The organism is Variovorax durovernensis (assembly GCF_977011995.1).
Genome location: NZ_CDRNCW010000001.1, coordinates 4,464,534 through 4,479,227, shown reverse-complemented (window position 1 = coordinate 4,479,227; position 14,694 = coordinate 4,464,534). Strand labels below are relative to the sequence as shown.

General features: G+C 66.8%; 11 protein-coding genes. All 11 read right to left on the bottom strand.

All coding sequences use genetic code 11. The annotated features are described in order from the left end of the window. Nucleotides 1-148: 148 nt before the first annotated feature. Nucleotides 149-1,066 (bottom strand): ABC transporter permease, encoded by a 918-nt coding sequence (locus ACWV14_RS21330; RefSeq protein WP_454903567.1) that lies wholly within the window; start codon nt 1,064-1,066, stop codon nt 149-151. A gap of 16 nt (nt 1,067-1,082) precedes the next feature. Beyond that, nucleotides 1,083-2,351, bottom strand: a complete 1,269-nt coding sequence (locus ACWV14_RS21325) for an ABC transporter substrate-binding protein (RefSeq protein WP_106935001.1) — start codon at nt 2,349-2,351, stop codon at nt 1,083-1,085. A gap of 56 nt (nt 2,352-2,407) precedes the next feature. Beyond that, nucleotides 2,408-3,526: an ABC transporter ATP-binding protein gene (locus ACWV14_RS21320; protein ID WP_454903565.1), complete on the bottom strand. Its 1,119-nt coding sequence runs from the start codon at nt 3,524-3,526 to the stop codon at nt 2,408-2,410. A gap of 86 nt (nt 3,527-3,612) precedes the next feature. Then, the gene (gene cobA / locus ACWV14_RS21315; protein WP_454903563.1) at nt 3,613-4,422 is read right to left on the bottom strand and encodes a uroporphyrinogen-III C-methyltransferase; all 810 of its coding nucleotides are present in this window, start codon (nt 4,420-4,422) and stop codon (nt 3,613-3,615) included. Next, complete coding sequence (gene ybiB, locus ACWV14_RS21310) at nt 4,419-5,324, bottom strand: DNA-binding protein YbiB (RefSeq protein WP_454903561.1); 906 nt, start codon at nt 5,322-5,324, stop codon at nt 4,419-4,421. The genes cobA and ybiB overlap by 4 nt, the downstream gene beginning before the upstream one ends. Before the next feature lie 185 nt (nt 5,325-5,509). After that, a complete protein-coding gene (locus ACWV14_RS21305) occupies nt 5,510-8,305 on the bottom strand; it encodes a nitrate reductase (protein WP_454903559.1) in 2,796 nt (931 codons plus the stop codon). Nucleotides 8,306-8,398: 93 nt separating this feature from the next. Continuing rightward, the gene (gene nirD / locus ACWV14_RS21300; RefSeq protein ID WP_454903557.1) at nt 8,399-8,803 is read right to left on the bottom strand and encodes a nitrite reductase small subunit NirD; all 405 of its coding nucleotides are present in this window, start codon (nt 8,801-8,803) and stop codon (nt 8,399-8,401) included. A gap of 11 nt (nt 8,804-8,814) precedes the next feature. After that, nucleotides 8,815-11,286, bottom strand: a complete 2,472-nt coding sequence (nirB, locus tag ACWV14_RS21295) for a nitrite reductase large subunit NirB (RefSeq protein ID WP_454903556.1) — start codon at nt 11,284-11,286, stop codon at nt 8,815-8,817. Nucleotides 11,287-11,310: 24 nt separating this feature from the next. Beyond that, nucleotides 11,311-12,120 (bottom strand): ABC transporter ATP-binding protein, encoded by an 810-nt coding sequence (locus tag ACWV14_RS21290; RefSeq protein ID WP_422087354.1) that lies wholly within the window; start codon nt 12,118-12,120, stop codon nt 11,311-11,313. Between the two features lie 55 nt (nt 12,121-12,175). After that, the gene (ntrB, locus tag ACWV14_RS21285) at nt 12,176-13,114 is read right to left on the bottom strand and encodes a nitrate ABC transporter permease (RefSeq protein ID WP_454903554.1); all 939 of its coding nucleotides are present in this window, start codon (nt 13,112-13,114) and stop codon (nt 12,176-12,178) included. A 10-nt stretch (nt 13,115-13,124) separates the two neighbouring features. Then, entirely contained in the window at nt 13,125-14,369 is a 1,245-nt protein-coding gene (locus tag ACWV14_RS21280) for a CmpA/NrtA family ABC transporter substrate-binding protein (RefSeq protein ID WP_454903552.1), read from the bottom strand. Between the last annotated feature and the right edge of the window lie 325 nt (nt 14,370-14,694).

The following is a 14,694-nucleotide window of genomic DNA, read 5'->3' as shown; positions in this document are numbered from 1 at the left end:
CAGGGCGAGTGCGAATGACATCGGGTGCTCCCCTCCGCGAATGTCCCCCGCCTTCGGCTCCTCCTTTATTTCGCTGCGGGGAGCACCCGGTGCCATTCGCGGATGGACGCAGTCGGCGTGAGCGAGCCCTGAAGAACAAAAGCTCACCCTAGAGCTCCTTGCGAATGTCGACCAGCCGGGTCAGCCCCCAGATGATCATCAGCACGACAGCCAGCAGGATCATCGCGTTGGCCGCAGCCAGCGGAAACTGCAGGTACGAGGTCTGCACCTGGATGATCTTGCCGATGGATGCGATCTGCTGGCCGCCCATCACGCCGATGGTGACGAAGTCGCCCATGACGATGGTGATGACGAAGATCGAGCCGATCAGGATGCCCGTGCGCGACAGCGGCACCACCACGTTCCACAGCGTCTGCCAGCCCGATGCGCCCGCGTCGCTGGCCGCTTCGAGCAGCGAGCGGTCGATGCGCATCATGCTGTTGAAGATCGGCACGATCATGAACATCGTGTACAGGTGCACGAAGGCCAGCACCACCGAGAAATCGGAGAACAGCAGCCATTCGAGCGGCTGGTTCACCAGGCCCAGGCCCATCAGCGCCTGATTGACCAGCCCGTTGCGTCCCAGGAGCGGCACCCACGAGATCATGCGGATCACGTTCGATGTCCAGAACGGTACCGTGCACAGCACGAACAGCACCGTCTGCATGGTCGACGAGCGCACATGGAACGCCAGGAAGTACGCAACCGAGAAGCCGATCAGCAGCGTGATGCCCCACACCAGCACGCAGAACTTGAATGTGCTCAGGTAGGTGTTGAGCGTGACGCACAGGTCGCCGTTGTCGGTGAGGCGCGAGCAGCCTTCGAACAGGCTGAGGTAGTTGCGCAGCGTGACGGCCGGGATCAGCTCGTATTCATTGAAGTTCCACAGGCTGACCATCGCGACCAGCGCCAGCGGAATCAGGAAGAACAGCAGGAACACCAGCGCGAACGGCGCCGCCTGCCACCACGCCCTGACGGCGTGGATGGGCGTGGCGGCGGCGGACGCGCGGGTGGTGGGAGCGTTCACAAGCTCGGGTCGAAGGTCAGGCCGCGACGAACTCGTTCCACTTGCGGACCATGTACTCGTTCTCGTCCATCACCGCGTTCCAGCAGGCGATGCCGCCCATGCGCTGTTCGTAGCTGCCGCCGTCGCGCACCGAGCCTGCCTTGGCAATCACGTCGCCCTGCGGGCTCTTGATGTCCTGCGCGGCGGGCTTGCCTTCCATCCAGTAGGCCCATTCGTAGGCTTCCATCTTGGTCTTGGCGGTGTCGAGCACGGCGCTGTAGTAGCCCTGGCGGTTGAGGTACGCGCCGGCCCAGCCGTCGAGGAACCAGTTGATGAATTCATACGCGCCGTCGAGCTTCTTGCCCGACAGCGTGGCCGGCAGGCCGAAGCCCGAGGCCCAGGCACGATAGCCTTCCTTGAGCGGCTGGAAGGTGCAGTCGATACCCTTGCTGCGCACGGCCGTGACCGCGGGCGACCACATCGACTGGATCACTACCTCGCCCGAGGCCATGAGGTTCACCGATTCGTTGAAGTCCTTCCACAGCGCGCGGAACTGGCCGGCCTTCTTGGCCTCGATCAGGGTCTTGATCGTCAGGTCGATCTCGGCCTTGGTCATGTTGCCCTTGTCGGCATATTTGTGGATGCCCTTGGCTTCCACCACCATCGCGGCGTCCATGATGCCGATCGACGGAATGTTCAGGATCGCGGTCTTGCCCTTGAACTCGGGGTTCAGCAGTTCTGCCCACGAGCCGATGGGGCGCTTGATCAGGTCGGGGCGGATGCCCAGCGTGTCGGCGTTGTAGGTGGTGGGAATCAGCGACATGTACTGCGTGGCCGACTTGGCGAAGGCCTTGCTCTTCTCGCCCTCTAGGTAGATCACCTTCACCGGCGCCGTGCCCTGGTCGCCGACCTTCTTGCCGGCCACTTCGCCCTTGGTGAACAGCGAGGTGATCTTGTCGGCGTTCTTCACGCGCTTGGTGTCGATGCCCTTGAGGTTGCCGGTCGGCACGATCTTCTTGAGCGAGAAGAACTCGGTATCGATCAGGTCGAAGCTGTTGGGCGCGGTGACGGCGCGCTTGGTCACGTCGTCGGTGGTCACGGCCACGTACTGGATCTCGATGCCGGTGTCGGCCTTGAACTTCTCGGCAATGGCCTTGTCCTGGTTCACTGCCGTGCCGAGGTAGCGCAGCACGACCTTTTCCTGCGCATGCACGAAAGGCGCGATGCCCGTGGCCAGGATGCCGGCCGTGCCCTGCAGCAGGGTGCGACGCTTGAAGCCGGCGGACGAGTCGATGGGGTCGGTCATGGTGAAGTCTCCGTGGAAGAAACAGTGGAAAGGAAAGGGAAGAAAAAAGGGTCGGCTCAGAGGGTCATGGCAAGCGCGGCCATGTCGTCGCGCGGGGCACTGCCGGCGAGCGCCGATGCCCGCTCGCCCGGCGGCTTGACACCGGGGCCGAGCACGCGCGCGTCGGCCGCGGCCCATGAAAGGTGCACTGCCTCGCCCTGCACATAGGGCCGGGCGAGAAAGGCGGCTTCGCCCAGCAGCACCGAAACGTTCTGGCGGCCTGGAGCGGCGCCGCCGAGCGACAGGCCGAGCAGCACGTAGGTGCCCTGGTATTCCACGTCGGTGACGGTGGCCCCCAGTGCATTGGGCGCGGCGCTCGCTTCGTCGGAAACCGAGGCGATCCGCATGCGGTCGTTGCGCACCGCGATCGGGCCGGCTGGCGTGTCGAACACGTTGTGGCCGCCCATGAAGCGCGCCACGAATTCGCTCGCCGGGTGGTTGTAGACCGCGTGCGGCGAGCCGACCTGCTCGATCACACCGTGGTTCATGACCACCATGGTGTCGGCCAGCGCCATGGCTTCTTCCTGCGAGTGCGTGACGTGCACGAAGGTCAGGCCCAGTTCCTTCTGCCAGCGCCGCAGTTCGGCGCGCATCTGGATGCGCAGGAAGGGGTCGAGTGCCGACAGCGGCTCGTCGAGCAGCAGCACGCGCGGTTCGGTGATGAGCGCGCGCGCCAGCGCCACGCGCTGCTGCTGGCCGCCGGACAGCTCACCGGGCTTGCGGTTGGCCAGGTGGCCCATCGCGACGCGTTCGAGCAGGTCGTTGGCACGCTTGTGGCGCTCGGCCTTGCCGACGCCTTTCATCTTGAGGCTGAAGGCCACGTTGTCGGTGGCCGAGAGGTGGGGGAACAGCGCGAAGCTCTGGAACATCATCGCCGTGCCGCGCGCCGCCGCGGGCAGGTCCGTGATGTTGCGGTTGTCCAGCAGGATGTCGCCGCTGGTGACCGACTCGTGGCCCGCAATCATGCGCAGCGTGGTGCTCTTGCCGCAGCCCGACGGGCCGAGCAGGCAGCAGTAGCTGCCGCTGGCGATGCGCAGGTCGATCTGGTCTACGGCGGCCGGCGTGCCTGGCGCATAGCGCTTGGTCAGCGCGACGATTTCGACGGCGGCGGGTTCAGGCGTGACGGCTGCATTCATTGCCGGTGGCACAGCACGATCCATGCCACGTTGTGGTGCGCGGCGCCCGCGCCGCTCGAACCGTCCTCGCCCCGGTCAGGTGCCGATCAGGTACCGAATTTGCCCGCGCCCACCGACACTTCGGCCGCCGCCAGTCCGCGCAGCACGTCGCCCACCACGATCACCGCGGGGCTGGCCAGCCCGGCATCGGCGATGCCGTTCTGCAGGTTGCCCAGCGTGGTCGCGATGTGCCGCTGGTGCGGCAGGCTCGCGTGCTGGATGACGGCCACCGGCGTGTCGCCCGGCAGGCCCTGCAGCAGTTCGCGCTCGATGTGGCCCGCGCCCGCTACGCCCATGTAGATCACCAGCGTGAGCCGCGCGTTGTACGCCGTTGCGGCCAGCGCGCGCCAGTCGGTCGGGTCTTCGGCCGCGCCCGCGCCGGTCTTGGCATGGCCGGTGACGAACACCACCCCCTGTGCATGGTCGCGGTGCGTGAGCGGCACGCCCAGTGCGGTCACGGCCGCGAGGCCGGCGGTGATGCCGTTGACCACGGTGCATTCGATGCCGGCTTCGCGCAGGTGCTCCACCTCTTCGCCGCCGCGTCCGAAGATGAAGGGGTCGCCACCCTTGAGGCGCACCACCGTTTCGCCTTCGCGCACGGCGGTGATCATCAGCCGCTCGATGAAGGCCTGCGGCGTGCTCTTGCAGCCGCCGCGCTTGCCCACGTGCACGATGCGCGCGTCGGGCCGGGCGTAGGCCTGCACGATCTCGTCGTTCACCAGGTCGTCGACCAGCAGCACCGTCGCGGCCTGGATCGCCTTCACGGCCTTGACGGTCAGCAGTTCAGGGTCGCCCGGGCCGGCGCCCACCAGCGTGCAGCGACCGGCGATGAGGGAGGTGGGGGTGTCGTTGTTCATGCGTGGGATGCCAGTTGCGTGATGTGCCTGACCTGCGCCGCAATGGCTTCGGGCACGGGAAGCTCGCCGGCCAGCACGCGGCGCGTGTAGTCGGCGGTGGTGGCGACGTCGATTTCCTTTGGCAGGCCCGGCACCTCGGCGGTGGTGCCTGCCTGTTGCGCCTGCAGTTCGGTGCGCACGCCGCGCACGAAGCCGTCGATCTGCGCGGTGCGGCGCGGATCGGAAACCACTTCGCCTTCGAGGCCGCGAGAGAGCAGGGCCGTCATGCCCGTGAGCTCGAAGGTCTCGCCCATGGTGCGGGCGTATTCGGGGTGCGTGTAGCTGGCCACCACCACACAGGGGCCGGCGGTAGGCTGCATCAGCTTCACCACGCTGTGGCCCGGGTTGCGCAGGCCGACCACGCGGCGCACGTCGAGCAGGCGCTTGAGTGCGGGGTTCAGCAGTTCGGTAGGTGCAAAGGCCGTTTCGCCATTGGCGACGGGGCGGACGGCATCCAGAGGAGCGACGCCAAGCGCCGAGAGCACGTTGGACGCCAGCACGCGCGAGGTTTCGCTGGCGCTGCCGTGCACCAGCACCGGCAGGCCCTCGCGGGCCAGCAGCAGCGCCAGCAGCGGCGTGAGCACCGGCAGCTTGCGCGCGCCGTTGTAGCTGGGCAGCACGACCAGCGCCCGGTCGCCGGCCGGAATGCGGTTCAGCCGCGCATGGGTGGCATCCAGAAAACCAGCCATCTCCTCGGGTGTTTCGCCCTTGATGCGCATGGCCAGGCAGAAGCCGCCGATTTCGAGGTCGGTGACGGTGCCGTCCAGCACCTGGCCGAACAGGTCGGTGGCCTGTTCGCGCGTGAGCGGCTTGGCGCCTCGCGCGCCGCGGCCGATTTCCTTGATGTATTGGCTGATTCCCATGGGTGGGTGAATTGTCCTGCAACGCTTATGCCGGAATGTCATTCGGCTTATGCATTGGTTTTGCTCCTTCCCCCTTTGGGGGAAGGTTGGGATGGGGGCAGGCGGCCTTTGAGGCTGCGCCGCGTTGGATGCCGCCTGCCCCCACCCCAACCCTCCCCCAGAGGGGGAGGGAGCGAGACACGGGGTCATGGCGCAACTGCCATCGCCTCGGCCGGCGTTGCCCGCACCATGCGCTTGAGTTCCGGAATGCACGAGCCGCAGTTCGTACCGCACTTCAGCGCGCCCTGCAGCTTGGCCAGCCGCTCGTCGGCGGTGCCGGTGCAGCGGCCCAGTTCGGTCTGGATCGCCACGTCCGCCACGTTGAAGCAGGTGCACACCGTCTTGCCGCGCGATTGCACCGCCACCGGCGCTTTCGAGCCCGGCGACAGCAGCAGGCGGCCGTAGCTCTGCGCCGGCAGTTCCTCGCGCAGCAGCGTGGCGATCCAGGCTTCGGCGCTGGTGTCGCCGCCCAGCAGGAAGGCTTCGAGGCCGGCGCTGCCGTCGGCGCGGCGCACCAGCCGAGCCGAACGGCGCTGGCCGCGGCGGCGGTCGGCGTAGCGCAGTGTGTCGGCGGTCTGCAGTCCGAGCAGGGCTTCGATCTTCTCGATCGGTGCGTCGTCGGGCGCATCGTGCGCGGCGGCGCGAAAGAGGAGGCCGCTGCGTTCGGCACCCTGCATGTTGCCGGCAAACGGCACGCAGGTCGCAAAAGGAAACAGCGCCATCATCGGCTGCAGCGCGCGGTGCGCGGCCAGCGCGTCGCCATCGGGCAGCCAGGCCATGGCCAGCAGCGACCACGGAAGCTCGGCCTTGAGGATCTTCACCGGCGTGTGCTTCAGCTCCGGCTGCTTCGAGGCCGGGCAGTAGGCCGGCGTGGTGAGCGCGTTGATGCCCGCCAGCCGCGTGCCGTTCGACGAGCAGCCGCTCAGGTACTCCTCGCCCCAGTGCATGGCAACGAATGTCTGGCTCAGTCCCACCTCGGCGCTGGCGCGCGCGGGCAGCAGGATCGAGCCGCGCCTGGAGGTCAGGTGCACCAGGTCGCCTTCGCGGATCTGGCGGCGCGCCATGTCCTGCGCGTTCATTTGCACCACCGGCTCCGACACATGGCCGAACAGGCGCCCGACGGTGCCGGTGCGGCTCATGCCGTGCCACTGGTCGCGCAGCCGGCCGGTGTTCAGCGAGAAGGGGTAGCGGGCCTCGCGGGCCTCGGCCACCGGCTTGTAGACAGTGTCGACGAAGCGGGCGCGGCCATCCGGCGTGGGGAACACACCGTCTTCGTAAAGGCGCACGCGGCCGGTGCTTTCGCCTTCCCTCAGCGGCCATTGCTGCGGGCCGGCGGTTTCCAGCATCGCGTAGCTCAGGCCGGTGATGTCGAGGTCGCGCCCGCGCGTGGATTCGCGATGCTCGTTCCAGACCGATTCGGCCGTCTCGTACGGGAACAGCGTGAAAGTGCGGCTCAGCTGCCTTTCGAGACGGTGCGCGAAGGCCACGGCAATCGACCAGTCGTTGCGCGCCTCGCCGGGCGCCGGCACGGCCGGGCGCACGCGCGAGATGCGGCGTTCGCTGTTGGTCACGGTGCCTTCCTTCTCGCCCCAGGTGGTGGCGGGCAGCAGCAGGTCGGCAAAGGCGCAGGTTGCGGTGGTGGCAAAGGCTTCCTGCACCACGACGAACTCGGCACGTTCCAGCGCGCGGCGCACCGTGGCCTGGTCGGGCATCGACTGCGCCGGGTTGGTGCAGGCGATCCACAGCGCGCGGATCTCGCCGTCGGCCGCGGCCTGGAACATCTCGACCGCTGTCTTGCCCGGCTTCTCGGGCACCGAGGGCACGCCCCACAGCGCGGCCACTTCGGCGCGGTGATCCGGGTTCGCCAGGTCGCGGTGCGCGCTCAGCAGGTTGGCGAGGCCGCCGACTTCGCGCCCGCCCATCGCATTGGGCTGGCCGGTCAGCGAGAACGGGCCCGCACCGGCGCGGCCGATCTGCGCGGTGGCCAGGTGCAGGTTGATGAGCGCAGCGTTCTTCGCCGTGCCGCTCGACGACTGGTTCAGGCCCTGGCAGTACAGGCTCAGCGTGGCAGGCGACGTGGCAAACAGCCGCGCCGCTTCGAGCAGGTCTTCCTTCGGGATGCCGCACACCTGTGCCACCTTGTCCGGCGTGCATTCGCGCACCGTCGCCTTCAGCGCGTCGAAGCCGTTGGTGTGGGCCGCGATGTATTTCGCGTCGATCCAGCCTTCCCACAGCATCAGGTGCAGCATGCCGTTGAACAGCATCACGTCGGTGCCGGGCTGGATGGGCAGGAACAGGTCGGCGATCTCGACCGTGTCGGTGCGGCGCGGGTCGGCCACCACGATCTTCAGCGCCGGGTTCGCGGCCTTCGCGTCCTCGATGCGGCGGAAAAGAATGGGGTGCGCCCACGCCGTGTTGCTGCCCACGATGAACAGGCACTGCGCATGCTTCAGGTCGTCGTAGCAGGCCGGCGGCGCGTCGGCGCCCAGCGTCTGCTTGTAGCCGGCCACGGCGCTGCTCATGCACAGGCGCGAGTTGGTGTCGACGTTGTTGGTGCCGATCAGGCCCTTGGCGAGCTTGTTGAAGACGTAGTAGTCCTCGGTCAGCAGCTGGCCAGACACGTAGAAGCCGACCGAGTCCGGGCCGTGGTCGCGGATCACCTGCGCGAACTTGCCGGCGGCGTTGTCTAGCGCGGTGTTCCAGGTCACCGCGCTGGGTGCTTCTGCGCGCACGAGGCGCTGCATGGGCTGCAGCAGCCGCGTCTGCCGCGTGACCGTGGCACTGGCCGTGAGGTGCAGCGTCGAGCCCTTGGTGCACAGGCGCCCGAAGTTCGCCGGATGCTCGGGGTCGCCGCGCACACCGGTGATCTCGCCGCCGGTCGACTCGATGATCACCCCGCAGCCTACACCGCAGTACGGGCAGGTGGACCGGGTCTCCCGCATTACTCCCTCTACCTCTGGGGGAGGGTTGGGGTGGGGGCTCGCGGCGTGCCCGATGGACACGCTGGTGCTCGTGTTCACGCCGCAGCCCTCACCCTAGCCCTCTCCCAGGGGGAGAGGGGACAACACGGCGAAAGCCTTGGGGCCGGCAACCGGGCGCGGCAGGTCTGTGGCACGCGTCGCCAGTTCGCCAGCGTCCAGGTGCACCACGCCGTCTTCCACCTTCACCGCGAACTTCGGCGTGCAGCCTTCGTCGGGCGACTTGGCGCAGCCGTCGTCCAGCCCGATGGCCCAGTTGTGCAATGGGCAGGCCACGCTGGTGCCGAACACGATGCCCTGGCTCAGCGGGCCGCCCTTGTGCGGGCAGCGGTCGAGCAGAGCGAACACTTCGTTGTCGGCGTTGCGGAACACCGCGACGTCCACGCCCACCGGCCGCGCCACGCGGCGCGAGCCGAGCACGGGGATGTCGTCGATGCGGCAGATGACTTTCCAATCGCTCACGGTGTCTCCTTTCAGGCTGTCTGGTGGGTATCGCTCGGCGCCGTCAGCGGCGTGAACTGCCGCACGTCCACCGAAGCCTGCGCCGATTCGAACCACGGGTCGGGTTCGCCGTCGAGCGCGAACTGCAGGCGCTCCCACAGCGCCTTGCGGCCCTCGGCGTCTTCCAGGATCTTCTTCTTCACGTAGTCCAGCCCCACGCGGCCGATGTAGTGCACCGTGCGCTCCAGGTACCAGCCCTCTTCGCGGTACAGCTGCAGGAAGGCGCCCGAATACTCCATCACTTCTTCGGACGTCTTCACCTTCACGAGAAACTGCGCCACTTCGGTCTTGATGCCGCCGTTGCCGCCCACGTAGAGTTCCCAGCCCGAGTCGACGCCGATCACGCCCACGTCCTTGATGCCGGCCTCCGCGCAGTTGCGCGGGCAGCCCGACACCGCCAGCTTGACCTTGTGCGGCGAGTACATGGCCCACAGGGCGCGCTCCAGGTCCTTGCCCATCTGCGTGGAGTCTTGCGTGCCGAAGCGGCACCACTCGCTGCCTACGCAGGTCTTCACCGTGCGCAGCGACTTGGCATAGGCAAAGCCGCTGGGCATGCCGATGTCCTTCCAGACGCCTTCCAGGTCTTCCTTCTTCACGCCCAGCAGGTCGATGCGCTGGCCGCCCGTGACCTTGACAGTCGGGATCTTGTACTTGTCGGCCGCGTCGGCAATGCGGCGCAGTTCGTCGGGCGTGGTGTGGCCGCCCCACATGCGCGGAATGACGGAGTATGTGCCGTCCTTCTGGATGTTGGCGTGGCTGCGCTCGTTGATGAAGCGGCTCTGCGGATCGTCCTTGGCCTCTTTCGGCCAGGTGCTGATGAGGTAGTAGTTGATGGCCGGTCGGCAGGTCGCGCAGCCGTTGGGCGTGCGCCATCCGAGGTTGCGATACACCTCGTCGTGCGTCAGGTAGTGCTCCTTGCGGATCGCATCGCGCACGTCCTGGTGGCTCGCGTCGGTGCAGCCGCACACGGCCTTTTTCTTGGGCGTGGCCGAGTAGTCGCCGCCCGCGGTGAACATCAGGATCTGCTCGACCAGCCCGGTGCACGAGCCGCAGCTGGCGCTGGCCTTGGTGTGCTTCTTGACCTCATCGAGCGTGAACAGGCCCTTTTCCTTGATGGCCTTGCAGATGGCACCCTTGTTCACGCCGTTGCAGCCGCAGACCTCGGCATCGTCCGGCATGGTCGCGGCCTTGTTGTGGCCCTCGTGGCCGGTGTCGCCGATGTTCGATTCGCCGAACATCAGCTTGTCTCGGATGTCGTGCACGCTGCGGCCGTCGCGCAGCAGCTTGAAGTACCAGCTGCCGTCCACCGTGTCGCCGTAGAGGCAGGCGCCCACCAGCTTGTCGTCCTTGATCACGAGCTTCTTGTAGACGCCACCGAAGGGGTCGCTCATGACGATCTCTTCGGTGCCTTCGCCGCCCTGGAAGTCGCCCGCGCTGAACAGGTCGATGCCCGTCACCTTGAGCTTGGTCGAGGTGAGCGAGCCCATGTAGCGGCCGATGCCGAACATGGCGAGATGGTTGGCCGCCACCTTGGCCTGCTCGAACAGCGGCGCGACCAGGCCGTAGGCAATGCCCCGGTGCGCCGCGCATTCGCCGACCGAGTAGATGCGCGCGTCGGTCACGGTCTGCATGGTGTCGGTCACCACGATGCCGCGGTTCACGTGCAGCCGCATGCTCTCGGCCAGCGCGGTGTTGGGGCGGATGCCGACCGCCATCACGACGAGGTCGGTCGGCACTTCGAGGCCGTCCTTGAAGCGGATGGATTTGACGCGGCCGTCTTCACCGCCCACCAGTTCCTGCGTCTGCGCGCCCATCAGGAACTTCATGCCCCGGTCTTCCAGCGACTTCTGCAGCAGCTTGCCGGCCACCTCGTCGAGCTGGCGCTCCATGAGCCAGGGCATGACGTGCACCACCGTCACCTGCATGCCGCGCTTCATGAGGCCGTTGGCCGCTTCGAGGCCGAGCAGGCCGCCGCCGATGACCACCGCATGCCTGTGCGTCTTCGCGGTCTCGATCATCAGGTTGGTGTCGGCGATGTCGCGGTAGGCGATCACGCCTTCGAGCTTTGCCCCGGGCACGGGCAGCATGAAGGGGTTGGAGCCGGTGCACAGCAGCAGGCGGTCGTAGGCGGCTTCGGTGCCGTCCTCGGCGCGCACGATGCGCTTGACGCGGTCGACCGACGCCACCTTCTTGCCGGCGTGCAGTGTGATGTTGTTTTCTTCGTACCAGCTCCACGGGTTGAGGATGATCTCGTCCACCGTCTGCTCGCCCGCCAGCACCGGCGACAGCAGGATGCGGTTGTAGTTGGGGTGCGGCTCGGCGCCGAACACCGTGATGTCGTACAGGTCCGGCTCGACCTTGAGCAGCTCCTCGATGGTGCGGACGCCGGCCATGCCGTTGCCGACCATCACGAGCTTCTGCCTTGTCTTCACGCGCATGTCCATGGTGTGTGCTCCTGCGGTCGCGGTTCAGGCCGCGGTCTTCTCCACATGGGCCTGGCGGGTGTAGAGAAAGTCGATCACGGCCTTGCGGGCGTGAACGTAGGCGGGGTCTTCGGCCAGCTCCACGCGGTTGCGCGGCCGTGCGATGTCGACGCTCAGCACTTCGCCGATGGTGGCGGCCGGGCCGTTGGTCAGCATCACGATGCGGTCGCTCAGCAGCACTGCCTCGTCGACGTCGTGCGTCACCATGACGACGGTGCTGTGCGTCTTCTGCACGATGGCCAGCAACTCGTCCTGCAGCTTGGCGCGGGTGAGGGCGTCGAGCGCGCCGAAGGGCTCGTCCATCAGCAGCACCTTGGGCTCCATCGACAGAGCGCGCGCAATGCCCACGCGCTGCTTCATGCCGCCGGAGATTTCGCCGGGCCGCTTCTGCGCGGCGGGCGTGAGACCCACCAGCGCCAGTGCCGCGTCGGTTCGGGCGCGCAGCTGCGCCTTGTTTTCGGTGGCCGCGAACACGCGCTCGACGGCGAGATACACGTTCTCGAAGCAGGTGAGCCAAGGCAGCAGCGAGTGGTTCTGGAACACCACCGCGCGCTCGGGGCCGGGGCCCTTGATTTCCTTGTTGGCGCACAGCAGCGCGCCCTGCGTAGGCGTGGTGAGCCCGGCGATCAGGTTCAGCAGCGTCGACTTGCCGCAGCCCGAATGGCCGATGAGCGTGATGAACTCGCCCTTGGCCACGTTCAGGTTCACGTCGCGCAGCGCGACGAAGCGGCCCTTGGGCGTCTTGAACGCTTGCTCCACGCCGTGGATCTCGATGTACTTTCCATCGTCGGTCATTGGAAACCTCCGCGCAGCAGCGCTGCGGTATTCGCCTTCGGAGCGGCCGTGCGGCTCATGACTTCACCTCTTCGAACGTGAACGCGGTAGCGAGTTTGATGAGCGCGAACTCCAGCACCAGGCCGACGATGCCGATCACGAAGATCGCGATGATGATGTTGGCGACGTTGAGGTTGTTCCACTCGTCCCACACCCAGAAGCCGATGCCGACGCCGCCCGTGAGCATCTCGGCCGCCACGATCACCAGCCATGCGGTGCCCACTGCCAGCCGCACGCCGGTCAGCATGTAGGGCAGCACGGCGGGGAACAGGATCTTGGTGAGGATCTTCCACTCGCTGAGGTTCAGCACCTTGGCCACGTTCATGTAGTCGCTGGGCACGCGCTGCACGCCCACTGCCGTGTTGATGACCATCGGCCAGATCGAGCAGATGAAGATGGTCCAGATGGCGGCCGGGTTGGCGCCCTTGAACACCAGGAGGCCGATGGGCAGCCAGGCCAGCGGCGACACGGGGCGCAGCAGGCTGATCAGCGGGTTGAACATGCGCGACAGGAACTCGAAGCGCCCGATCGCGAAGCCCGCCGGAATACCGACCAGCGCGGCCAACCCGAAGCCCAGCGCCACGCGCTGCAGCGACGAGAGCACGTTCCAGCCCACGCCCTGGTCGTTGGGGCCCTTGCTGTAGAACGGATCGCTGAACACCGTCACGGCCTGTTGCCAGGTGGTGGCCGGTGTCGGGAAGCCGGTGGTGCTCTTCATTGCGACGATTTCCCAGACCAGCAGCAGCAGGCCGAAGCCCGCCAGCGGCGGCAGCACGCGCATCCAGAAGGCGCGCAGGTCGATGGGCGTGCGTTGCTTTGGCTCCCTCTCTCCTTTGGGGAGAGGGTTGGGGTGAGGCGCTGCTTCGGCGCGAGGCGTACCCTCACCCCGGCCCTCTGCCGCACGCGGGAGAGGGAGGGATGCTTCGAGCGGCGAGTGAAAGACTGCGCTGACCATGGTGTTCTCCTCAGGCATGCAACTTGAACGACTCGGCGTACTTCTTCGGATCCTTGCCGTCCCAGACCGAGCCGTCGAACAGCTTGCTGGTGCGCATCGGGTCCTTGGGCACCGGCGTCTGCGTGGCGGCGGCGGCCTGCTTGTAGATGTCGATGCGGTTGATCTCGGTGGCCACCTTCAGGTAATCGGGGTGCTCCTTCAGCAGGCCCCAGCGCTTGTGCTGGGTGAGGAACCACATGCCGTCCGACAGGTACGGGAAGTTCACGGCGCCGCCGTTGTAGAACTTCATGTGGTTGGGGTCGTCCCAGCTCTTGCCCAGGCCGTTGGTGTAGCGGCCCAGGATGCGCTGGTTGATGGCGTCCACGCTGGTGTTGACGTAGCTCTTGTCGGCGATGGTCTCGGCCATCTTGTTCTTGTTCTGCAGGCCGGCGTCGATCCACTTGCTGGCTTCCAGAACAGCGGCCGTCACGGCGCGCGCGGTGTTGGGGTACTTCTTCGTGAACTCGGCGGTGCAGCCGAGCACCTTTTCGGGGTGGTCCTTCCAGATGTCCTGCGTGGTGATGGCAGTGATGCCGATGCCGTCCATGATGGCGCGCTGGCCCCAGGGCTCGCCCACGCAGTAGCCGTCCATGTTGCCCACGCGCATGTTGGCCACCATCTGCGGAGGCGGCACGGTGATGTTCTTCACGTCCTTGAACGGGTCGATGCCGGCCGATGCGAGCCAGTAGTAGAGCCACATGGCATGCGTGCCGGTGGGGAAGGTCTGAGCGAAGGTGTATTCGCGCTTCTCGCTGGCGATGAGCTTGGCGAGCGATGCCGCATCGACCGCGCCCTTGTCCGAGAGCTTCTTCGACAGCGTGATGGCCTGGCCGTTGTTGTTGAGGGTCATGAGCACTGCCATGTCCTTCTTGGGGCCGCTCAGGCCCAGGTGCATGCCGTAGACCAGGCCATAGAGCACGTGCGCCATGTCGAGGTCGCCGTTGGACAGCTTGTCGCGCACGCCGGCCCAGCTGGCTTCCTTGCTGGGCACGATCTTCACGCCGTACTTCTTGTCGATGCCCAGCACCGAGGCCATCACCACGCTGGCGCAGTCGGTCAGCGGGATGAAGCCGATCTTCACTTCTTCCTTCTCGGGCTTGTCGGAGCCCTGGGCCCAGACTGCCGCGCGCAAGGCGGGGTCGATGCCAACGGCGCCGATGGCGGCGGCTTGCAATACGCGGCGTCGGCTGAGGCGGGTTTTGAGCAGGTCGGTCATGGGCGGGGCTCCGGTTGAAGACGAACAAACAAGAAAGACAAAAACGAAAAGGCGTCCGCACCGCGCAGGGGCTGCTCGAGAACGAGCCCTTGCGGGATGGGGACGCCTTTGTCCGGTCGGTGGGTGGCACCCGCCTTTGGGTGCCGCCTGCCTGAAGACCTTTTTGGGTCTATGCGCTGGCTGCTTGCAAGCGTTGTGCCAGCCTTGCCATGCAGTGTGTTGCTATCAGGAAAGTAGCTGGAGCGCCTTGCACGGCAAGGGTTGGGCTCCATCCGGACGATGGATGCGCGGCAGGCACGATTGTTGTGCGGTGCACCAAATTGAA